This window comes from Salmonella sp. 32010601201800023SM (genome assembly GCF_017572235.1).
Taxonomy (GTDB): domain Bacteria; phylum Pseudomonadota; class Gammaproteobacteria; order Enterobacterales; family Enterobacteriaceae; genus Salmonella; species Salmonella enterica.
Window position 1 is genome coordinate 77,750 of the sequence record NZ_JAGEQS010000006.1, and the last position, 22,817, is coordinate 100,566.

Annotated in this window: 20 protein-coding genes and 1 other RNA gene; 10 read left to right on the forward strand and 11 right to left on the reverse strand. The window is 52.3% G+C overall.

The features are described 5' to 3' along the window. Positions 1-15: 15 nt before the first annotated feature. On the reverse strand, positions 16-3,378 hold the full coding sequence (mscK, locus tag J4617_RS17560; protein ID WP_000178248.1) for a mechanosensitive channel MscK: 3,363 nt from the start codon (positions 3,376-3,378) through the stop codon (positions 16-18). 118 nt (positions 3,379-3,496) lie between these two features. After that, positions 3,497-4,150, reverse strand: a complete 654-nt coding sequence (acrR, locus tag J4617_RS17565; RefSeq protein WP_000101755.1) for a multidrug efflux transporter transcriptional repressor AcrR — start codon at positions 4,148-4,150, stop codon at positions 3,497-3,499. Between the two features lie 141 nt (positions 4,151-4,291). Here acrR and acrA point away from each other — a divergent pair, with 141 nt between their 5' ends. The 6 genes from acrA to J4617_RS17595 all read left to right on the forward strand — a co-directional run bounded on the left by acrA (position 4,292) and on the right by J4617_RS17595 (position 11,091). Beyond that, the gene (gene acrA, locus J4617_RS17570; RefSeq protein WP_001039202.1) at positions 4,292-5,485 is read left to right on the forward strand and encodes a multidrug efflux RND transporter periplasmic adaptor subunit AcrA; all 1,194 of its coding nucleotides are present in this window, start codon (positions 4,292-4,294) and stop codon (positions 5,483-5,485) included. A gap of 22 nt (positions 5,486-5,507) precedes the next feature. After that, positions 5,508-8,657, forward strand: a complete 3,150-nt coding sequence (gene acrB / locus J4617_RS17575; RefSeq protein ID WP_001132508.1) for an efflux RND transporter permease AcrB — start codon at positions 5,508-5,510, stop codon at positions 8,655-8,657. A 495-nt stretch (positions 8,658-9,152) separates the two neighbouring features. Further along, complete coding sequence (gene tomB, locus J4617_RS17580; protein ID WP_000344807.1) at positions 9,153-9,527, forward strand: Hha toxicity modulator TomB; 375 nt, start codon at positions 9,153-9,155, stop codon at positions 9,525-9,527. Positions 9,528-9,554: 27 nt separating this feature from the next. Continuing rightward, positions 9,555-9,773, forward strand: a complete 219-nt coding sequence (locus tag J4617_RS17585; protein ID WP_001280991.1) for an HHA domain-containing protein — start codon at positions 9,555-9,557, stop codon at positions 9,771-9,773. 178 nt (positions 9,774-9,951) lie between these two features. Continuing rightward, complete coding sequence (gene maa / locus J4617_RS17590) at positions 9,952-10,503, forward strand: maltose O-acetyltransferase (RefSeq protein WP_001278793.1); 552 nt, start codon at positions 9,952-9,954, stop codon at positions 10,501-10,503. 117 nt (positions 10,504-10,620) lie between these two features. Further along, the gene (locus J4617_RS17595; RefSeq protein ID WP_000136183.1) at positions 10,621-11,091 is read left to right on the forward strand and encodes a YlaC family protein; all 471 of its coding nucleotides are present in this window, start codon (positions 10,621-10,623) and stop codon (positions 11,089-11,091) included. Between the two features lie 55 nt (positions 11,092-11,146). Here J4617_RS17595 and ykgO read toward each other — a convergent pair whose 3' ends face one another. Beyond that, entirely contained in the window at positions 11,147-11,287 is a 141-nt protein-coding gene (gene ykgO / locus J4617_RS17600) for a type B 50S ribosomal protein L36 (protein ID WP_001197749.1), read from the reverse strand. Positions 11,288-11,292: 5 nt separating this feature from the next. After that, entirely contained in the window at positions 11,293-11,553 is a 261-nt protein-coding gene (locus tag J4617_RS17605; protein ID WP_000801415.1) for a type B 50S ribosomal protein L31, read from the reverse strand. A gap of 224 nt (positions 11,554-11,777) precedes the next feature. Between J4617_RS17605 and J4617_RS17610 the strand changes: the two genes are divergently transcribed. Then, positions 11,778-13,328, forward strand: a complete 1,551-nt coding sequence (locus tag J4617_RS17610) for an EAL domain-containing protein (protein ID WP_000213139.1) — start codon at positions 11,778-11,780, stop codon at positions 13,326-13,328. A gap of 49 nt (positions 13,329-13,377) precedes the next feature. Here the strand turns inward: J4617_RS17610 and ffs are convergent. Further along, an RNA gene (gene ffs / locus J4617_RS17615) (signal recognition particle sRNA small type) lies at positions 13,378-13,474 on the reverse strand. Positions 13,475-13,558: 84 nt separating this feature from the next. Here ffs and J4617_RS17620 point away from each other — a divergent pair. Beyond that, positions 13,559-13,948 carry an MGMT family protein gene (locus J4617_RS17620; RefSeq protein WP_000961285.1) on the forward strand — a complete coding sequence of 130 codons (390 nt, stop codon included), beginning with the start codon at positions 13,559-13,561 and terminating at the stop codon, positions 13,946-13,948. A gap of 32 nt (positions 13,949-13,980) precedes the next feature. Here the strand turns inward: J4617_RS17620 and J4617_RS17625 are convergent, their stop codons facing one another. Next, a complete protein-coding gene (locus J4617_RS17625; RefSeq protein WP_000779802.1) occupies positions 13,981-14,550 on the reverse strand; it encodes a YbaY family lipoprotein in 570 nt (189 codons plus the stop codon). A 214-nt stretch (positions 14,551-14,764) separates the two neighbouring features. Here J4617_RS17625 and tesB point away from each other — a divergent pair, with 214 nt between their 5' ends. Continuing rightward, entirely contained in the window at positions 14,765-15,625 is an 861-nt protein-coding gene (gene tesB, locus J4617_RS17630) for an acyl-CoA thioesterase II (RefSeq protein ID WP_000084176.1), read from the forward strand. Positions 15,626-15,724: 99 nt separating this feature from the next. Here the strand turns inward: tesB and amtB are convergent, their stop codons facing one another. From amtB to decR, 5 genes are all read right to left on the reverse strand, one after another. Next, positions 15,725-17,011, reverse strand: coding sequence for an ammonium transporter AmtB (gene amtB / locus J4617_RS17635; protein ID WP_000684912.1), 1,287 nt, complete (start codon positions 17,009-17,011; stop codon positions 15,725-15,727). A 31-nt stretch (positions 17,012-17,042) separates the two neighbouring features. Then, the gene (gene glnK / locus J4617_RS17640) at positions 17,043-17,381 is read right to left on the reverse strand and encodes a P-II family nitrogen regulator (RefSeq protein ID WP_000780341.1); all 339 of its coding nucleotides are present in this window, start codon (positions 17,379-17,381) and stop codon (positions 17,043-17,045) included. A 212-nt stretch (positions 17,382-17,593) separates the two neighbouring features. Then, complete coding sequence (locus J4617_RS17645) at positions 17,594-19,375, reverse strand: SmdB family multidrug efflux ABC transporter permease/ATP-binding protein (protein ID WP_017465372.1); 1,782 nt, start codon at positions 19,373-19,375, stop codon at positions 17,594-17,596. After that, complete coding sequence (locus J4617_RS17650) at positions 19,368-21,140, reverse strand: SmdA family multidrug ABC transporter permease/ATP-binding protein (protein ID WP_001235566.1); 1,773 nt, start codon at positions 21,138-21,140, stop codon at positions 19,368-19,370. Before J4617_RS17650 ends, J4617_RS17645 begins: the two co-directional genes overlap by 8 nt. Before the next feature lie 40 nt (positions 21,141-21,180). Continuing rightward, entirely contained in the window at positions 21,181-21,639 is a 459-nt protein-coding gene (gene decR / locus J4617_RS17655; protein WP_000884593.1) for a DNA-binding transcriptional regulator DecR, read from the reverse strand. 112 nt (positions 21,640-21,751) lie between these two features. Between decR and cdsH the strand changes: the two genes are divergently transcribed. Beyond that, the gene (gene cdsH, locus J4617_RS17660) at positions 21,752-22,807 is read left to right on the forward strand and encodes a cysteine desulfhydrase (RefSeq protein ID WP_017465373.1); all 1,056 of its coding nucleotides are present in this window, start codon (positions 21,752-21,754) and stop codon (positions 22,805-22,807) included. The last annotated feature ends 10 nt before the right edge of the window (positions 22,808-22,817 follow it).

The window sequence follows — 22,817 nt, forward strand, 5'->3', positions numbered from 1 at the left end:
GCGGCCCACCGCCTTTTAGCTTGCCGCCGGCGCCAGATCGCCGCCGTTGAGATCGCGCTTCACTTCAGTGACTTCGTCGCCCTTCGCGTTATGCAGATGCACCTCAAGCTGGTTAAAGGCGATATTGATATCATTTTCACGGCACAGTCGATCGATCGCGCGGTTCAGCTCATCCACCGTATGGCTACGATCGCGCAATTCACGCACGTACAGACGCAGTTCATGATCCAGAGTGCTGGCGCCAAAGGTAGTGAAGAATACGGCAGGTTCCGGATCGTGCATCACCTTCGGATGCTCCATCGCCGCCTGTAGCAGGACTCTTTTCACTTTCTCCAGATCCGAGCCATAGGCCACGCCAAGCCGGATCACCAGACGTGTCGTGGTATCGGAGAGGGACCAGTTAATCAGCCGCTCCGTCACGAACGCTTTGTTCGGAATGATCACTTCTTTACGATCAAAATCGGTAATAGTGGTGGCGCGAATACGAATCTTACTGACCGTGCCGGAGTAGGTGCCGATCGTTACCGTATCGCCAATGCGTACCGGACGTTCGAAGAGGATGATTAAACCCGAGACAAAGTTACCGAAGATCTCCTGTAGCCCAAAACCGAGACCTACCGACAACGCCGCCGCCAGCCACTGGAGTTTATCCCACGAGACGCCGAGCGATCCGAATACTGTCATCGCGCCAACAGCGATAATGACGTAGTTAAGGATCGTGGTGATCGCATACGAAGCCCCCTGGCGCATATTCAGGCGTGAAAGCACCAGCACTTCCAGCAGGCCGGGTAAGTTGCGGATGAGCGCCCAGGCCACCATCGCGGCAATAATGGCAAATAGCAAGCTGCCCATCGTCACGCTTTTCACCACCGCAGCGCCAGCTTCGGAGCCGTTGTAGTGCCACAGCGTGATGCTATCAAGATAGCTGAATACGGTGATCAAATCGGACCAAATCGCCCAGAACATAACGCCAAACAGGGCAAGCATTAGCAGCATCGTGATACGTAATGTTTGCTGGTTAATCTGCTCCAGCGCGATGGTGGGTTCTTCCTGTGGCTCCGCCCCTTCCGCTCCCTCTTTTACCAGGTTCTGACGACGAGCCAGCGCGCGTCGCCAGGCAATCCGGCGCGCCGCTACACTTAACCCGCGCAGCACCGTTTGATAAAGCAGGTTCCAGATAATGACCAGATAGACGGTTTCAATCCAGCGTCCCGCCAGGCGCAGGGTGGTATAGAAATAGCCGGTCGCCGTTAATACCATTAACGCCACCGGAATGATGGAAAGAATCGTCACGGTCACCAGTCGAATGCCGTGAGATTCTTTATCGCGCCAGCTTTCCCGGCACAGTGGCCACACCAGCAATGTTATGACCAGCAGATTGAGGAAAATAACCGCCTGCCCCAGCACGTCATCCATCAGATTCAGCGGCGACAACTCCGCCACCACAGACCAAAAGTGCAGCGGCAGCAATGCGAGGCTAATGCGTACAATCTGGCGACGCCAGTGGCTGGTCAACTGCGCCGGCATACCAAAATGGCGTATCGCCACGCCCTCTTTTTCCAGCACCTTCCAGCACAGCCCAAAGACCAGCCAGAACATCGCGAGCTTTTTACTAAAGGCCCAGAGCAGATCGCTGATATTTAGCTGCATGGTCAGCAGGATCAGTCCAAGCGCGAGGATAATCAGGCACACCGGCAGCGCGCGGATCAGATCGATCAGAATAGCTTTTGGCGTATTGAGCTGACTATCGTTACGCAGCGATCCCACGGCGGCGGCCAGCTTCTGTTGATACGCTTTTAACCATTTCAGACGCCAGCGGATTAAACCGGCGATGAGCAAGAGCGGCAACCCGGCCAAAAAAGCAATAAATACCGCGGGCCAGGCTTTTTGCCAGTTCACCGTGATTTTCATGGCGCTGAATTGCTCTTTTAACGTTTGGGGGAACGCTTTAAGCCAGTCCCAGTCCATAGGGCGGTTACTGTTCACCCAAAAAATCTGCTGCGTCAGAATGGCTTTCAGATTTTTCGAGACGCTCATCAGCTGCTGCTGGTTAACTTGCAGGTTAATCGCCATCATCAGCTGGTTACCCAACTGTTTATTTAGCTGATCCAATAGCTCACGGCGCATCTCCACCACCTGAAGCAACGCATCATGAACTTCATCATTCACCTCGCTGGTATGCCCCTCCTCCAGCTTGTCGACAAAGGCATCGCTTTGGAATAAGGCATCACGCTGCTGGTTGATTTCAAACTGCTCCAGACGCAAATCCGCAATGCGGTTGGTCATATCTTCGAGTTCGTCGGCGGAGGGCAGTGTTTGCTGCTGTTGATAAAGAATACGCGACAGCAACAGGCTGCCTTTTAAGACGGCAATCTGTTCTTTGATATTTCTTTCCGACTGCAGCGCGCGATCGAGCCAGTTTTTTACTTTAATGTTTTGCTGCATCAACATATTGCCGTTTTCGGTCGCGACAATCAGACGCTGGCTGAGTTGATGGTTAATATCCAGTTCCTGTTTTACCAGCGGGTTCGCCTGGATACGCGCCGTTTCGTCCGGCGAAATGGCCTCCTGGGCCGTTTTTTCCGTTAGCGTAAGTCGTTTACTGTTGACCGCCTCCTGTAAAAGTTGAAGCTGATGTTCAAGGCGATTACTGTTGGCCGTCACGTAATCCCGCTGTTTTTGCAGGGTGTCCTGCAAAACGGTATTTCCTTCAAGACTCTTACGTTGCTGGTCGATCTGCGCATTAAGCAGCGCCTGTTGTGCCTGTAATAACACCTGTTGGCTGGGGCGAAGCGCGGCTTCGCCGACGTTATTGCCGTCCAGACGGTTACGGATTTGCTGTATTTGCTGTGAGGCGGTATACATGGCGTTTTGCACGCGCTCAGGCTGGGTCTGTAGCGAAACAAGCTGGCTGTTATAAGCGGCAAGATCGTTTTGCGAATTTTGCAAATCATCCAGTACCTGCGCCACGCGCAGCTCAAGCTGACGTAGCGAAAGCGCACTCAGCGTTTTTCGCATTTCATCATCATTATCGACGTCGCTCAGCGCATTCAACGCAGCCGTCGCCTGACGCATTTTTTCAGGCGCCTGCGCCACCTTCTGCCGTAGCTGTACGGTCTCCTCTTTTACCCGCTCGATTTTCTCCAGTGTAGCTAACGTATCAATAAGGTCCTGCTGGACGAGCTTATCCTGGGCGGAGAGATCTTTTTGCTTATTCAGCGTATCCAACTGGTTTTGCACATCCGCTTTTGACGGCAGGTCGCCATTCGTTTGCCCCCGGGCAAATGCCAGAGACTGACAGGACAGCAGGATAATAAGGACGCTAATTGTAATAAAAACAAAATGCTGTGAACGTTTATAAAGCTGCAACATAGTCATGAGAATGAAGTGTCTGAACCGGCAAGCAGACCGGAAATAATTGAGTCGCAAGAATATCACGCCTGTAACAAACAGAATAGCGACACAGAAAATGTCCAGGAGTTTTCCTGGAATATTATCAGGGGGAGCCGTTGACCGTCGACGCGCGCAGCGTCGGACACAATTGATACATCTCCAGCAGGATCGTGACGTAGGCGCGAGCTTCTTTTTTTAAATCAAACGATTGCGGAGCAAATAACCAGTTTTCCATGAGCCCTGAAATAAAGCTGCGCATCAGTATCGCCGCACGACGGGTCAGCAGATTTTCAGGCAGCATTTTAGCATTAATACAATGTTTTAACGTTTGTTCAATCCGATCGTAACTTTCCAGACAAAGGCTACGTTGCGCCTGTTGAACCACAACCATTTCTCCGACAAACTCACATTTATGGAATATAATCTCCATCAATAAGCGGCGTCGTTCTTCTGTTACAGTAGCTTCAAGAATATGAACTAAAATTTCTCTTAATACAGATAGTGGATCGTCGGGGAATTTTGCCTGATACTCAATCTCAAGCTCACCAATATTGGATTCTGATAGCTCCCAGATCTCACTGAATAAATCCGACTTATTTTTGAAATGCCAATAGATTGCGCCGCGCGTCACACCAGCAGCGTTCGCAATCTCCGCCAGCGAGGTTGCTGATACGCCTTGCTGCGAGAACAAACGCAGGGCCACATCCAGGATGTGTTGTCGTGTCTCCAGCGCTTGTTGTTTGGTTTTTCGTGCCATATGTCGGTGAATTTACAGGCGTTAGATTTACATACATTTATGGATGTATGTACCATAGCACGACGATAATATAAACGCAGCAATGGGTTTAAGGACCTTTGACCATTGACCAATTTGAAATCGGACACTCGAGGTTTACATATGAACAAAAACAGAGGGTTAACGCCTCTGGCGGTCGTTCTGATGCTCTCAGGCAGCTTAGCGCTAACAGGATGTGACGACAAACAGGACCAGCAAGGCGGCCAGCAGATGCCAGAAGTTGGAGTTGTCACACTAAAAACGGAACCACTGCAAATCACAACTGAACTTCCGGGTCGTACCGTTGCTTACCGTATCGCCGAAGTTCGCCCACAGGTAAGCGGCATTATCCTGAAGCGTAATTTCGTTGAGGGAAGTGATATCGAAGCGGGAGTCTCTCTCTATCAGATTGATCCTGCGACCTACCAGGCGACTTACGACAGCGCTAAGGGCGATTTGGCAAAAGCGCAGGCCGCCGCGAATATCGCTGAACTGACGGTGAAGCGTTATCAAAAGCTGCTGGGCACGCAGTACATCAGTAAGCAGGAATACGATCAGGCGCTGGCTGACGCGCAACAAGCGACTGCCGCCGTTGTCGCAGCAAAAGCCGCCGTTGAAACCGCACGTATCAACCTGGCGTATACCAAAGTCACCTCGCCGATTAGCGGTCGTATTGGTAAGTCGTCCGTAACGGAAGGCGCGCTGGTACAGAACGGTCAAGCGTCGGCGCTGGCGACAGTGCAGCAGCTGGACCCTATTTATGTCGATGTGACCCAGTCCAGCAATGATTTCCTGCGCCTGAAGCAGGAGCTGGCAAATGGTTCGCTGAAGCAGGAAAACGGCAAAGCGAAGGTCGATCTGGTGACCAGCGACGGTATCAAATTCCCGCAGTCCGGTACGCTTGAGTTCTCCGACGTGACCGTTGACCAAACCACCGGGTCTATTACTTTGCGCGCCATCTTCCCTAACCCGGATCACACCTTATTGCCAGGAATGTTCGTTCGCGCACGTCTGCAGGAAGGGACAAAACCGACGGCATTACTGGTTCCACAACAGGGCGTTACCCGTACTCCACGCGGCGATGCCACAGTGCTGGTGGTTGGCGCTGATAACAAAGTGGAAACCCGCCAAATCGTCGCAAGCCAGGCGATCGGCGATAAGTGGCTGGTGACTGACGGGTTGAAAGCGGGCGACCGCGTAGTCGTCAGCGGGCTGCAAAAAGTACGTCCTGGCGCACAGGTTAAAGTGCAGGAAATTACCGCGGATAACAAACAGCAAGCCGCAAGCGGTGATCAACCTGCTCAGCCCAGGTCTTAACTTAAACAGGAGCCGTTAAGACATGCCTAATTTCTTTATCGATCGCCCTATATTTGCGTGGGTGATCGCCATCATCATCATGTTGGCAGGGGGGCTCGCGATCCTCAAATTGCCGGTAGCGCAATATCCGACGATTGCGCCACCAGCAGTGACGATCTCCGCAACCTACCCTGGCGCTGATGCGAAAACGGTACAGGATACCGTCACGCAGGTTATCGAACAGAATATGAACGGTATCGATAACCTGATGTATATGTCCTCCAACAGTGACTCCACGGGGACCGTGCAGATCACGCTGACCTTTGAATCCGGCACCGATGCGGACATCGCGCAGGTTCAGGTTCAGAACAAGTTGCAACTGGCAATGCCGTTACTTCCCCAGGAAGTACAGCAACAGGGCGTGAGCGTTGAGAAGTCCTCAAGTAGCTTCCTGATGGTAGTGGGCGTCATTAACACCGACGGCACCATGACCCAGGAGGATATTTCGGATTACGTTGCCGCCAATATGAAAGATCCGATCAGCCGTACCTCTGGGGTGGGCGACGTCCAGCTGTTTGGTTCGCAGTATGCGATGCGTATCTGGATGAATCCGACAGAGCTGACCAAATACCAACTGACGCCGGTCGACGTGATTAACGCGATCAAAGCGCAGAACGCCCAGGTCGCGGCAGGTCAGCTCGGTGGTACGCCGCCGGTAAAAGGCCAGCAGCTTAACGCATCGATTATTGCCCAAACGCGTCTGACCTCAACGGATGAGTTTGGCAAAATCCTGCTGAAGGTGAATCAGGATGGCTCTCAGGTTCGTCTGCGGGATGTAGCGAAAATTGAGCTTGGCGGCGAGAACTACGACGTCATCGCGAAATTTAACGGTCAGCCAGCGTCAGGTCTTGGCATCAAACTGGCTACCGGCGCCAACGCGCTGGATACCGCTACCGCTATTCGCGCCGAACTGAAAAAAATGGAACCGTTCTTCCCGCCAGGGATGAAAATCGTCTACCCGTATGACACCACGCCGTTCGTGAAGATCTCTATTCATGAAGTGGTAAAAACGCTGGTCGAAGCGATTATCCTCGTGTTCCTGGTGATGTACCTGTTCCTGCAGAACTTCCGCGCGACGTTGATTCCGACTATTGCGGTTCCGGTGGTGTTGTTGGGAACCTTTGCCGTGCTTGCGGCATTCGGTTTCTCGATAAACACGCTGACGATGTTCGGGATGGTGCTCGCCATCGGCTTGCTGGTGGATGACGCCATCGTGGTGGTCGAGAACGTCGAACGTGTTATGACGGAAGAAGGCCTTCCGCCGAAGGAAGCGACGCGCAAATCCATGGGCCAGATTCAGGGCGCATTGGTGGGTATCGCGATGGTACTGTCGGCGGTATTTATTCCGATGGCCTTCTTTGGCGGCTCAACCGGGGCAATTTATCGTCAGTTCTCTATCACCATCGTATCGGCGATGGCGCTGTCGGTGCTGGTCGCGCTGATCCTGACGCCTGCGCTGTGCGCGACGATGCTCAAACCCGTCGCCAAAGGCGATCATGGCGAAGGGAAAAAAGGCTTTTTCGGCTGGTTTAACCGCCTGTTTGATAAGAGCACGCATCACTACACCGATAGCGTAGGCAATATTCTGCGCAGCACCGGGCGTTATCTGCTGCTCTATCTCATTATCGTCGTCGGTATGGCTTATCTGTTCGTTCGTCTGCCAAGCTCTTTCTTGCCGGATGAAGACCAGGGCGTATTCCTGACAATGGTCCAGCTCCCCGCCGGCGCGACGCAAGAGCGCACGCAAAAAGTGCTGGATGAGGTCACGGATTACTATCTGAACAAAGAGAAAGCCAACGTTGAATCGGTATTCGCCGTCAACGGCTTCGGTTTTGCAGGGCGCGGTCAGAATACCGGTATTGCATTCGTGTCGTTGAAAGACTGGGCCGATCGTCCAGGCGAAAAAAACAAGGTTGAAGCGATTACCCAGCGGGCAACCGCAGCGTTTTCACAAATTAAAGATGCGATGGTCTTCGCCTTTAACCTACCGGCGATTGTTGAACTGGGCACCGCAACCGGGTTTGACTTCGAGTTGATTGACCAGGCGGGACTTGGTCATGAAAAACTCACCCAGGCGCGTAATCAGTTGTTCGGCGAGGTGGCGAAATATCCTGATCTGCTGGTCGGCGTTCGACCTAACGGCCTGGAGGATACACCGCAGTTTAAAATCGATATCGACCAGGAAAAAGCTCAGGCGCTGGGCGTATCTATTAGCGACATTAATACCACGCTGGGCGCAGCATGGGGCGGCAGCTATGTAAACGACTTTATCGATCGCGGTCGTGTGAAGAAAGTTTACGTGATGTCCGAAGCGAAATACCGCATGTTGCCGGATGATATTAACGACTGGTACGTTCGTGGTAGCGATGGTCAGATGGTGCCATTCTCCGCATTCTCCTCTTCCCGCTGGGAATATGGTTCGCCGCGTCTGGAACGCTATAACGGTCTGCCTTCGATGGAAATTCTGGGTCAGGCGGCGCCAGGCAAGAGTACTGGTGAAGCGATGGCGATGATGGAAGAACTGGCCAGCAAGCTGCCGTCAGGCATTGGATATGACTGGACCGGGATGTCCTACCAGGAGCGGTTGTCCGGCAACCAGGCCCCTGCCCTGTATGCTATCTCGCTGATCGTCGTCTTCCTGTGTCTGGCGGCATTGTATGAGAGCTGGTCTATCCCGTTCTCCGTAATGCTGGTTGTTCCGCTTGGGGTTATCGGCGCGCTGCTGGCTGCGACCTTCCGCGGACTGACTAACGACGTTTACTTCCAGGTGGGCCTGCTCACAACCATTGGGTTGTCGGCGAAGAACGCGATACTTATCGTCGAATTCGCCAAAGACTTAATGGATAAAGAAGGGAAAGGTCTGGTAGAAGCGACGCTGGAGGCCGTCCGGATGCGTTTGCGCCCGATTCTGATGACCTCGTTAGCGTTCATGCTGGGGGTTATGCCGCTGGTTATCAGTTCCGGCGCGGGTTCCGGCGCGCAGAATGCGGTAGGTACTGGCGTACTGGGCGGGATGGTAACGGCAACCGTACTGGCTATTTTCTTCGTACCGGTCTTCTTCGTGGTGGTACGCCGCCGCTTTAGCCGTAAAAGCGAAGATATTGAGCATAGTCATTCGACAGAACATCGCTGATTTGCTCACTGTTGATAAGGCCGCGCAAGCGGCCTTTTTTACGCAAAAATCATAAAATACGCTTATTGTTAGATTGATTATTTTTTGCCATATTAATAAAAGGTATAATCCTTACTGCGTTAAAGGCTTTTCTTAGGAAAGTTGGCCATTTCTTAATTCAGCCATTAATTAAGAAATATTAAGAATATTCCTGGCTATTTTCTCCTGTCAGAGTCTATTGTTTTAGCCTGAAAAGCTAAAAAACGTTAACCCAATGATTACACAAACAATAAAACTGGTTCCTTTTTAGGCGACCGACGATCACTGTTAAAATTCGAAAAAGTATGGCAACACGCGGCTTTCACGCAATTGTAATTTTTCGTAATATGACGATGAAAAGTTTTTTAGAGTAGATTATAGTTAAATCATAAGGTGACGTGGGAAGTACCAGGTTAGTTAGTTGTATCCATCCCGAAGGTGTTCGGTTAGTTTAAGCCACTAAAAAGGGGATGCATTATGGACGAATACTCACCCAAAAGACATGATATAGCACAGCTTAAATTTCTTTGCGAAACCCTGTATCATGACTGTCTTGCAAACCTTGAAGAAAGCAACCATGGCTGGGTTAATGACCCGACCTCAGCAGTCAACCTGCAGCTCAATGAGCTGATAGAGCATATTGCAACTTTCGCGCTTAATTATAAAATTAAGTACAATGAAGACAATAAATTGATTGCGCAGATAGATGAATACCTGGACGACACCTTTATGTTGTTCAGCAGCTATGGTATTAATACGCAGGATTTGCAAAAATGGCGTAAATCGGGCAACCGCCTGTTCCGTTGTTTCGTCAACGCCACCAGGGCTAATCCTGTTAGTTTGTCTTGTTAAAAATTATTACAATCATAGGTAGAATTTATGTCTGATAAACCATTAACTAAAACTGATTATTTGATGCGTTTACGGCGCTGTCAGACAATTGACACTCTGGAGCGCGTCATTGAGAAAAATAAATATGAATTATCCGACAATGAGCTGGCTGTATTTTACTCAGCTGCGGATCACCGTCTTGCAGAATTGACGATGAACAAACTCTACGACAAGATCCCCTCTTCAGTATGGAAATTCATTCGTTAATCACGCAACATTACTTTTTAGAGAACACACAGGTGTTATCTGCCTCCTCGTTCAGGCTAATAACACAACGGGCTATTATAGAACAGTGATATAGATCACATACCAATAGCAGGGAACGTTCCCTCTAATACTTTATTATTGCTTCTATTGCGATAATATCCACCAAGGGGAGCGCGCGATGAGTGACGAAAAACAAAAAATGATCGCTGGGGCACTGTATTGCCCGACCGATGAAACTTTATGCCAGGATCGACTGCGGGCGCGTCAACTCATCCATCAATACAATTATACTACGCCTGATGAAATAAATAAGCGTCAGGCGATTTTACGCGACCTGTTGGGTCGATGCGAAGACGCCTATATTGAACCTTCCTTCCGTTGCGACTACGGCTATAATATTTTTCTTGGTCACTCCTTTTACGCTAACTTCGACTGCGTCATGCTTGATGTTTGCCCAATTCATATTGGCGATAATTGTATGCTCGCGCCAGGGGTACATATCTATACCGCCACGCACCCGCTGGACGCCGTCGAACGCAACAGCGGCAGAGAATTAGGTAAACCCGTCACTATCGGAAATAACGTCTGGATAGGCGGACGAGCCGTCGTTAATCCTGGCGTAACCATCGGCGATAACGTCGTCGTCGCTTCAGGCGCTGTGGTGACAAAAAACGTACCGCCAGACGTCGTGGTAGGTGGAAACCCGGCGCGAATCATTAAAAAATTGTAGTTAAAATGATAACTGTTATGCTAATTCGTGGTTAATCTGTTACTTTTTTCACGTTACACCTCCCTTTAAAATGGGCTGTTACTACCCCCTATGTCGCAGAAATCATGAAGGCAAAAGATGACAGAGATACAGCGCCTGCTTAGCGAAACTATTGATGACTTAAACGTCCGTGAAAAACGCGATAACAGGCCGCGTTTTAGTATCAGTTTTATCCGCAAGCATCCTGGGTTATTTATCGCGATGTATGCAGCCTGGTTTGCGACGCTGGCGGTCATGCTGCAATCAGAAACGCTGGTGGGGTCAGTGTGGCTGTTAGTGGTGTTATTTATCGCATTTAATGGCTTCTTCTTTTTCGACATCGCCCCGCGTTATCACTATAACGACATCGATGTGCTGGACCTCCGGGTCTGTTACAACGGCGAATGGTACAACACCCGCTTTGTTCCCCCCACGCTCATTGAGACGATTCTTCAGTCTCCACAGGTGGATAATGAACATAAAGTCCAGCTGCAAAAAATGGTTGCCCGTAAGGGCGAACTTTCCTTCTACGATATTTTTACGCTGGCCCGCGCAGAAGCCAGCCGGTAATAAAAAAGTGCGCACCCTCCCTGGTACGCACTGCTTTCCCTGAACTGTTGGTTTTTTAACGTCTTTTTTTACGCCCCTGAACCGCCTTAAAACGCGGATTTGTTTTACAAATCACGTATAAGCGTCCTTTGCGTTTGACTATCTGGCAATCCGGATGCCGTTGTTTTGCATTGCGAAGTGAGTTTAACACCTGCATTTCATTTACCCCCGTTTAGCGCCGATAAAATGACCAAAACGTTTCTGGAAGCGTGCGGCGCTACTTTCGCTATCAAACGTTTTCTGTCTACCGGTATAAAAAGGATGCGATTTTGATGACACATCAATAGTGACATACGGATATGTCACGCCGTCCAGTTCGATTTCACGTTCAGTTTTGATAGTTGATCCCACTTTCACATATTCATTTGCGCTGGTGTCGTGAAATACGACGGTGCGGTATACAGGATGAATATCAGGTTTCATTGCGCTCTCTCAATTATGTTATAACATAACAATAAAATACGCTATCAATGCTCCTTTTTCAACCGGTAAACATTCACGATCTCTTCCTGGCGGCAAAAGCAACGTGGCGTAACGCGTTAGTCTGGCCCCTGTATCTGTAAAATCGATAAAATAGCTTTATCATTCAAGGGCGCGATTTACGATCGGATATACTTTCTCTACGCTGTGTTTATAAGGACATCACTGTGACAACACGACATCTGGTCAGCCTGGTAACGGGAGTGCTTATCCTGTCTGTCCTTTTCCCGATAGGATTGAGCCTGTGGCTGGCGCACCGTCAAGTTGAAAAAAGGTTTAACGAAGAGCTGGATATCTTCTCGTCCCGGGTGGCGCTACGTACAGAAAGGGTCAGTGACCAGGCAAAAGCCGCGTTAACGCATATTGCCTCCTTTAAAGGCGAGCCCTGCAGCAGCGCCCATTTACTCGCCATGCGCCGCGTGTCTTATAGCTTTCGGTATGTCCAGGAAGTTCTGTATCTTAAAAATTCGATTCCCGTTTGCTCCTCACTTGAAAAAGAGAGCCATATTCCCGCTTTCCCTCCGCCCATGAAAATCACTCGCGACGGTTATCGCGCCTGGTTTACGGCGCAAAACGATCTGGGTATAAAACGCTATATGGCGGCACTCGGGAGCGACAGCTATATCGTGATGATCGACCCGGCGTCCTTTATCGATGTGATTCCGTTTGGCGCATGGCCGATTGACGTCGCTATTATTGGCCGGGAACGCAATACTGTGGTTGCCAGCAGCGGTAACCTTGACCCCGCTATTCTTCCGCTCATTCACCATGAGACGCCCCTGCGGCTGGAAAACCGAGGCATTCAGTATGCTATCCACCCCTTTCCGGAAATGGGCATTACTATCGTAAGCTGGGCACCGACCGCTCCGCTGGAAAGGAGCTGGTATCGACAGGCGTTTATCTGGCTACCGGCGGGCATCGTAACGGGTCTGCTGGCCGCGGCCTTTATTCTGCGTATTTTGCGTCGACTACAGTCGCCCCGCCACCGTCTCCAGGATGCGATAGACAATCGCGAAATTAACGTACACTATCAGCCTATTGTCTCCCTGAGCAGCGGAAAAATTGTCGGTGCCGAAGCCTTAGCTCGCTGGCAACAGGCGGACGGCACCTTCCTTTCGCCGGAAATTTTTATCGCGCTGGCTGAACAAACCGGGCTCACGGAGCCGCTAACCCGGCTAATCATCGACACCGTTTTTGAAGACATGGGGAGTTGGTTAAAGTCCCATCCCGAACAACATATTTCAATCAATCTTGAGGCATCCGATCTGGCGTCGGAAACGTTGCCGACGCTGTTAAGCACGCTGCTGAACCGTAGCCAAATTTCTCCGTCGCAAATCGCGCTTGAGTTAACGGAACGCGAGTTCGCCGATCCGAAAACCAGCGCGCCAATTGTCGCCAGATACCGTAACGCGGGACATTCAATTTATATTGATGACTTTGGCACCGGCTATTCCAGCCTCAGCTACTTACAAAATCTGGATGTGGATGTCCTTAAAATTGATAAATCTTTTGTCGATGCGCTGGAATATAAAAACGTCACGCCGCATATTATTGAAATGGCGAAAACGCTCAAACTTAAGATGGTCGCAGAAGGCATCGAAACGGCCAGGCAAGAACAGTGGCTACGCCAGCATGGCGTACATTATGGTCAGGGCTGGTTATACAGTAAACCCCTACCCGCTACGGCATTTATTCTTTGGGCGGAACAGCGGCTATAACGTCGCACAGCAGAAAAGAACAGTGTGGAGAGGCACAAATGGGTGGGGGCCCTGCCAGCTACATCCCGGCACACGCGTCATCTGCCTTGGCTGCTTCCTTCCGGACCTGACCTGGTAAACAGAGTAGCGTTGCGGGAGAACCAACAGAGCCCCCATTGAGAGCGTTGTGAACCAACGCGCAGGCGCATTATCACTGCTATATCGTGCAATTGCAACCCATCAGGCATCGGATGCTGGTTTCTTGCGCATCCGGGCTTTCCTCCCCCCTTATTCCAGATTATCCTGAAGCATTAACGCAGGATTCTATTATGGATATTCAGGACACATTTCCTCAACGCGTCTGGCAAATCGTCGCCTCGATCCCGGAAGGGTTTGTCACGACCTACGGCGATGTCGCCCGGCTTGCCGGTTCGCCTCGGGCGGCGCGTCAGGTCGGCGGAGTTTTAAAACGTCTGCCGGAAGGCAGCACTTTACCATGGCATCGGGTGGTGAACCGCCACGGCGCAATATCACTTACCGGGCCGGATCTACAGCGGCAACGTCAGGCATTACTGGCGGAAGGCGTGGTGGTGTCGGGAAGCGGACAAATCGATTTACAACGCTATCGCTGGGTGTATTAACCCTCTCCGTAACGGAGAGGGTTGGCGCAGGATTAATACTGGGTAGGCGCAGGAACGGCAGAAGACGGATTGACCTGGGTCGGCGAAGTCGATGGAACCGTCGTCGTCGCACCACCGCTGGCCTGCACAGGCACCGCCGTTTGCTGTACCGGTACCAGCGTCAGATCCGCTTTAGTGCCGCCATTATTAATCACCGGTTTCACGCTATCGGTAATAAATACCAGCTTATTATCAACGGTGATGGCCGCGCTCAGGAGAATGCGCGCGTTAGGTTGAATATCTGATGGGTTAAACGGCAACACAAAACTGAAAGGCGCCTGTTTACCTTCGGTACGTACCGCTTTTTGCGACAGCACCTTAGACGGCGCATCAGCCAGCGAAGCATCTGAAAGCGTCACGGTCAGCACCGCATCTGGCGGCAGAGCGACCTTCTGGCGGATCCAGACGGTACCGGAAACATTGGGTTGCTGAATAGTAGACTGGTTAGCTGTAATCGACATGTTAGGGTTTGGCGCAGGCGTCTGGATATCAGCGCTTTTATCAGCGCAGGCCGCCAGAGATATCGCAACCGCTAAACCACTTACGATGTGCACGAGTTTCATTCAATTCTCCTTATCATCAATGCACCAGCAGGCCTTTCCCCCCGCCGGAAGAGTGGTTAACAGAAACATAACGTGATTAAGTGTGGCACATGTCACTCATTTTTGCCTGGAATTGGTCTGTTATTCAGACTTTTGTACCCATCGGACCACTTGCAAAATTGCGTTATACTCTGCCCTACCTCGCTTCGGCATCGTTGTCACCTGGAGAGTATGTATGAGTCAGACACTGAATAATTTGCTGACATTATTGAATCTGGAAAAAATTGAAGAAGGACTCTTTCGGGGCCAAAGTGAAGACTTAGGGCTGCGCCAGGTATTTGGCGGTCAGGTGGTGGGCCAGGCGCTCTATGCCGCCAAAGAAACGGTGCCGGAAGCGCGACTGGTACATTCATTCCACAGTTATTTTCTGCGGCCAGGCGACAGCCAAAAACCCATTATCTATGACGTAGAAGTGCTGCGCGATGGGAATAGCTTCAGCGCCCGCCGCGTTGCCGCTATTCAGAACGGGAAACCCATCTTTTACATGACCGCCTCATTCCAGGCACCGGAACCGGGTTTTGAACATCAAAAAACCATGCCGACGGCAGTCGGGCCGGAAGGACTACCGTCAGAAACGGAAATCGCGCAATCGCTGGCGCATTTACTGCCGCCGATTCTGAAAGAAAAGTTTCTCTGCGATCGCCCGCTGGAAATTCGTCCCGTCGAATTTCACAATCCGTTGAAAGGTCACGTCGCCGCGCCTGTGCGTCAGGTATGGATTCGCGCCAACGGCACCGTTCCGGATGACATTCGCGTCCATCAATATTTACTGGGATATGCCTCGGATCTGAATTTCCTTCCCGTCGCGCTTCAGCCTCACGGCATCGGTTTTCTGGAAAAGGGCATTCAGATCGCCACTATCGATCACTCTATGTGGTTCCATCGCCCGTTCAATTTTAATGAATGGCTACTTTATAGCGTGGAGAGCACTTCCGCCTCCAGCGCCCGGGGCTTTGTTCGCGGCGAGTTTTATACTCAGGATGGCGCGCTGGTCGCTTCAACCGTGCAGGAAGGGGTAATGCGTAATCACAATTAAAAAACATGCCGCTATGCGGCGTTAATGGCCTGATGACGCTGCGCTTATCCGGCCTACGGTAAACTGGATAAGCGCAGCGCCATCAGGCATGTTGCGCAATCACGCGTTATACGCATTCTCGCCGTGACTGTTCACATCCAGCCCCTCGCGCTCCTGCTCTTCCGGTACACGCAGTCCAACAAGGATATCCGCCAGTTTGTAACCAACAAACGCGACAACGCCGGACCAGACGACCGTAATAGCAATACTTTCCAGCTGTACCATCACCTGATGTCCCATCGTAACGCCGTCGACAAAGCCAACGCCGCCCAGCGAACTGGCGGCAAAAACGCCGGTCAGGATACAGCCGACTATTCCGCAAACGCCGTGAACGCCAAATACGTCGCACGGATCATCTACCCGTAGCAGACGTTTAAGCATGGTGACTCCCCACAATCCCGCCAGACCCGCAATAACGCCGATAACCAGCGCGCCGCCAACGCCAACATAGCCACAGGCTGGCGTCACGCCGACCAGACCGGCAATCGCGCCGGAACACGCTCCCAGCAGGGAAGGCTTACCGCGTAGCGTCCACTCGCCGATAATCCACCCCAGAATCGCGGCGGCGGTCGCCACCACGGTGTTCACAAAGGCCAGCGCTGCTATCTCGTTTGCGCTACCGGCAGAACCCGCGTTAAATCCAAACCAGCCGATATACAGAATCGCAGTACCGGTAAAGACCATCGGCAGGTTATGGGGTTTAAATGCTTCCTTCCCAAAGCCGACGCGTTTGCCAATTAAATAAGCCCCCACCAGCCCAGCGATAGCGGCGTTAATATGCACCACTGTACCACCAGCAAAATCCAGCGCGCCGTGAGCAGCCAGCAGGCCGCCGCCCCACACCATGTGCGCAATCGGGATATAAGAGAGCGTGAACCACACCACGACAAAAATCAGTACCGCCGAAAAACGAATACGCTCCGCCAGCGCGCCGACAATCAGCCCGACGGTAATACAGGCGAAAGATCCCTGAAACGCGACATGAATATACTGATAAATCGTCCCCGTTACCGCCGTCAACGCGATATTCTTCAACATCGCCCCATCGGCATTACCGAAAAAATGATTCCCTTCGCCAAAAGCCAGCGAATAGCCGTACACCACCCATAAAATACAGACCAGCGCAAAGGTGACGGTCACTTGCGTTAACATTGACAGCACGTTCTTGGCGCGAATTAATCCGCCGTAAAACAGCGCGATACCCGGTATCGTCATGAACAGCACCAGCGCGGTGCAAATCATCATAAAAGCACTATCCGCTTTATCGGCAACCGCCGGCGCGGCTATCGTTAGCCCAGGCAGCAGCGCCAGTGAAGCCAGTGTGGTTTTTATCATCGCTATCTTCATTTTTTCATTTCCTGTTGCTGTGTGGCGGGTCTTACAGCGCTGCTTCGTCAGCTTCGCCGGTACGAATCCGAATAACGCGCATGAGCTCCGCGACGAAAATTTTGCCGTCGCCAATTTTTCCGGTGTAAGCCGCTTTACTGATGATATCGATCACCTCTTCCAGTTGGTCGTCGGCGATAGCCACATCAATTTTGACCTTCGGCAGGAAATTCACGCTGTACTCCGCGCCGCGATACAGTTCGGCGTGTCCTTTCTGACGGCCAAACCCTTTCACTTCGGTGACGGTCAGTCCCTGAATGCCAATGGAAGAAAGCGCCTCCCGCACGTCCTCCAGCTTGAACGGTTTGATAATTACGGTAACCAGCTTCATAGAACCCTCCAGTCAGAATTAGGTAACGGCTGCCGCCGCGCATGGACTCTTCAGAATGGATATTGCAAAGGATGTGCCAGAAGCTGGCGAGCGAGGAAAAGCGCGGTTAGCGGCGCGTCTTTATATTGACGCGCCCCAAAATCGAAGCAGGGAAAGAAAAACGCACCACGACGGTGCATGATGGGCGAGGTTTTGCCCTGTGGCGCCAAACCTTACGCCGCAGGGCCGGGTTCTTCGTGTACGCTGGCGGCTAACTCCTCGCCAACTAACTGTAATTGATACATTTGCCAGTAGCGCCCTTGCGCCGCCAGCAATTGTTGATGCGTCCCGCGCTCCACCGCCTGGCCGCGATGGAGAACCAGAATGGTATCCGCCTCCACGATTGTCGATAGACGATGGGCAATAACCACCAGCGTGGTGCGCTCGCGAATCGCCGCCAGCGCCTGCTGTATCGCCTGCTCAGTGCCGGAATCGATGCTGGCCGTCGCTTCATCAAGAATTAATATTTGCGGGGCGTCAACCAGCACGCGCGCCAGCGCCAATAGCTGTTTTTGCCCGACGGACAGCGTATTTCCCTGCTCGCCGAGATGCGTATGCAGCCCGTCGCTCAAGCCGCGCGCCAGATCTGCCAGTTGTACCGTTTCCAGCGCCTGCCACACCTGCGCCTCGGAGACATCGCGCCCCAGCGTCACATTAGCCAGAAAGGTATCCGCCATCACTACCGGGTCCTGTTGAACCATCGCCACGCCCTGGCGTAAAACGCGATGATTAAGAGAGGCGATTTCTCGCCCATCCAGCCGAATTTCGCCTTGTGTCAGGGGGTAATACCCCATTAATAAGCTGGCGAGCGTGCTCTTCCCGCTGCCGGTGTGCCCCACCAGCGCCACAAAGCTACGGGACGGTACTGATAGCGTAATGTCCTGTAAAACAAGATTATCGTCGCGGTAAGCAAACGACAGATGATCAATATCAATCGCCCCGCTTTGTAACGGCCTGTCATCGCTGCCATAGCGCTGGCGCGGGCGATCCATCAGTTCAAAAACACGTTCTCCCGCCACAACCGCCTGCTGTAGCATGGATTGCTGGGTGGTCAGTTCAATGAGCGGCTCGTTCAGACGTGATAAATAGCTAATGAACGCATACAGCACCCCGACCTCAATCGTGCCGGCAGACGTAAAGCTGAAAAGCATCAACAGACCGCACAAAATGAGCGCGGAAAAGAGGCTAAGCAGCGGACGCAATAAAAAGCCATCCAAGCGCAGCGTCTGCATCCGCGCCATGTAGTGCGAGCGGCTGGCCTCGCCCATGCGTTCGCCGAAGCGCGCCTGCTGGCGAAACTGCTGAATTACGCTCATCCCGTTGATGATTTCGTTAAAGCCGTCGTTAATATCCGCCAGATATGCCCGCACGCGGCGTACAATCGGCGTGCTGTAGCGCTGATAAATGATCATCACGGTCAATACCGCCGGAAAAATCAAAATCGCCACCAGCTCCATCCGCCAGTCAAGGCTGAACATGGCGACCAGCATGGCGCCGATCAACGCCGCGCTACGTAATACCGTTGCGACGACCGTGACGTACAGATCGCGGATGACTTCCGTATCGTTGGTCACACGTGAAATTAATTGTCCGACAGGCTGCGTGTCGAAGGCGCTTAGCGGCTGGCGCAAGGCGGCATCCATGACGTCCGTGCGCAAGGACTGAACCACGCCAACGGCCGCCCGGTTAAATAATAAAGACTGGGCGTAATGCAGACCCGCCGCCAGAAACTGTAGCCCCACATAGGCGGCCGCCAGCCCCGCGACCTTGCCCAACGGTAAATGGTGGCGGGCCACCATGTTATCAATGAAATAGCTGATCAGCAGCGGACCGCTAACCTCCGCCGCCGCCGCAATCCACAGCATCATCACCGCGACAGAGAGCGGTTTTCGCCATGGCGAGCCATACGCCAGCAACCGTTTCAGCGTCGGCCATAGCTGTCCAAAACTACGCATTCACCGCCTCCTCGCCGCGTTCCGGCGCGTCATCCAGAGCGGCCTCCAGTTGCTGATAGCGATACATATCGCGATACCAGCCAATCTGCTGCGCCAGTTGATCGTGATCGCCGCGCTGAACAACATGACCATGTTGCATAACGATAATTTCATTGGCGTCGGTCAGCGCGGATAAACGATGCGCGCTGATGATGACCGTACGCCCTTCGCCCCACTGGCGCAAATTATGCAAAATCTGATGCTCCGTACGACCATCTACTGCTGAAAGCGCATCATCGAGAAGCAGAATTTCCGCATTTAACAGCAGCGCTCTGGCAATCGAGATACGCTGTTTTTGCCCTCCCGATAACATGACGCCACGTTCACCTACCTGCGTGTCGTAGCCCTGAGGCAAACGGAGAATATCCTCATGTACGCTGGCTAAACGCGCCACCTGTTCAATCTCCTCCTGAGTCGCCTCCGGGCGTCCGAGCGCAATATTATTGGCAATAGAGTCCGAGAACAAAAACGGCGTCTGGCTGACGACCGCCAGTCGGCTACGCCAGCTATCCAGCTGCAGATGCGTCAACGGCACGTCATGGAAACGGATCTCTCCCTGCGTCACATCAAAATGGCGCTGGATAAGCGACAATATTGTGCTTTTCCCCGCGCCGGTCGGACCGCATATCCCCAGCATCTGACCCGGTTTAAGACGAAAGTTCACATTCTCCAGCGCCGGATGCGTCGTTTGCGGATAGCAAAACTCACGAATGGCCGCCGTCAGTTCGCCACGCCCCGCCGGGACCGGCTCTTCGCCATCCTTAACTACCGGCGCTTCCGCCAGCATGGCGCGGATGCGGCTGTAAGCGGCGCTACCCCGCTCCACGATATTAAACATCCAGGCCAGCGCCAGCATCGGCCAAATCATCAACCCCAGATACATCATAAAGCTGGTGAGTTCGCCCAGCGTCAGGCTGCCGTTAACCACCATCCAGCTTCCGCCGCTAATCGCGAGCAGGTTCGCCATGCCAATGGCGATGTAAATGGTTGGATCAAAACGCGCGTCAATACGCGCCACGCGCATATTTTTCTTGCCGGTATCTTCGGCATCCGCCGCAAACAGCGAAGACTGGCGGTCCTCCAGACCAAACGCTTTGATCATACGGATGCTGGTCAGACTCTCCTGCGTGCGGTCGTTCAGGCTGGAGAAGGCGGCCTGCGCCAGTTTGAAATAGTCATGCAGCCGATCGCCGTAACGTTTGATCATCAGCGCCATAATCGGCATCGGCAACAGCGCTAATAGCGTTAGCTGCCAGCTAATTTGCGTCGACATGACAATCAGTACCGCGCAGCCCATTACCAGCGAGTCAACCAGCGTCAGAACGCCCTCGCCCGCCGCAAATACGACGCGATCCACATCATTCGTCGCACGCGCGATCAGATCGCCCGTCCGATGGCGCTGATAAAATTCAGGATGCTGACGACTCAACTGGCGATAATAATCTTCACGCAGTTCAACGGCTAATTGATAAGAGGCGCCAAATAGCAGCACGCGCCAGACATAGCGCAACAAATAGACCACTACGGCGATCAGGGCAATGGTGCCAATCCACATCGCTATTCGGCCTGGAGTAAAATGCTGTGCGGTTACGCCATCCACGACAATCCCCACCACTTTGGGCGGGATCAGCTGAAGCATCGCAATAAGCATAAGCAGGGCCACCGCGCCAAGATAGCGACGCCATTCCCGGCGAAAGTACCAGCTTAATTGAGCAAATAATCGCACGCGTTATTTCCTGATATGATTTCCGGCAATACCGGGAGAATTATTCAATGGGCAGAGAGGTGGTGTACTTAATCTGTTCCATCGCAAAACTGGAGGTGACGTCTGACAGTCCTGGGACGCTATTGACCAGACGTTTATAGAAGTCGTCATACCGCTTCATGTCGGCCACCTGAACTCGCATCAGATAGTCGTATTCCCCCGCCATCCGCCAGAAGCCAAGCACTTCCGGCATCTCAGAGACGACGGTCACGAACCGACAGTACCATTCACTGCTGTGGTGCTGCGTTTTTATCAACACAAAAGCGGTTAATCCCAGGCCCAGTTTTTCCGGGTCCAGCAGCGCGACCCTGCCAAGCAGGATACCGTCATCTTCCAGGCGTTTAAGCCGCTTCCAGCAAGGCGTTGTCGTCAGATTAACGGCATCCGCCAGCGCCTGCAAAGAGAGGGTACAATCCTGCTGCAATAAGCAAAGCAGCTTACGGTCAATTTTATCTAACATACCCACTCCATAGAGAATATTTTTCTCCTTACATTGTAATTTAAAGGTCAAATAGCAACAATTTTTTCCGTACTTTTCGCTACTCTTGGCACAAAATGATAAATGGATATTAATGATGAGTAGCAATTGGGTTAAAAATGCCATTAATGAAATTAACGCTGACCACCAGCGCTCGGCGGATACGCATCTTATTCGTTTGCCCCTGTCGGCATTTCCAGGTATCCAGCTTTACCTGAAAGACGAAAGCACGCATCCCACCGGTAGCCTCAAGCATCGTCTGGCGCGCTCGCTGTTCCTTTATGGGCTGTGCAATGGCTGGATTAAAGAAGGCACTCCGATTATTGAAGCGTCATCAGGCTCAACGGCGATTTCCGAAGCCTGGTTCGCGCGTTTACTGGGACTGCCGTTCATCGCCGTCATGCCCGCCTGTACCGCAAAACGTAAAATCGAACAGATTCAATTTTACGGCGGCCACTGTCATTTTGTGGAGAGCGCCTGCGAAATTTATGCCGCCTCCGAGCGGCTGGCGCATGAACTGAACGGTCACTATATGGACCAGTTTACCTACGCAGAACGAGCTACCGACTGGCGGGGCAACAATAATATTGCCGACAGTATTTTCCGCCAGATGCGCAACGAACCCCATCCGGTACCGCGATTTATCGTCATGAGCGCCGGAACGGGCGGAACCTCTGCGACGATTGGGCGCTATATTCGCAGCCAGGGCTATGATACTCAGCTCATGGTGGTGGATCCGGAAAATTCCGTCTTTTTACCTTACTGGCAGGATCGCGACGCTTCATTACGCAGCCCGGTGGGCAGTAAAATTGAAGGAGTTGGTCGTCCGCGAGTAGAGCCTTCTTTTATTCCGGATGTCGTGGATGAGATGCTGCGCGTGCCGGACGCCGCCAGCGTTGCCACCACACACTGGCTGGAAACGCAGCTAGGCCGTAAAGTCGGCGCCTCTACCGGCACGAATATGTGGGGAGCTCTGCAGCTTGCGGCCCGGATGCGCGAGGCTGGAGAAACCGGCGCTATCGTGACGTTATTGTGCGATAGCGGCGATCGCTATCTGGATACCTATTACCATCCGGCCTGGGTTAGCGACCATATCGGCGATTTGACGCCGTGGTCAGCGGCCATCGCAAAATTACTTACCGGCGACTAAAAACCAAAAA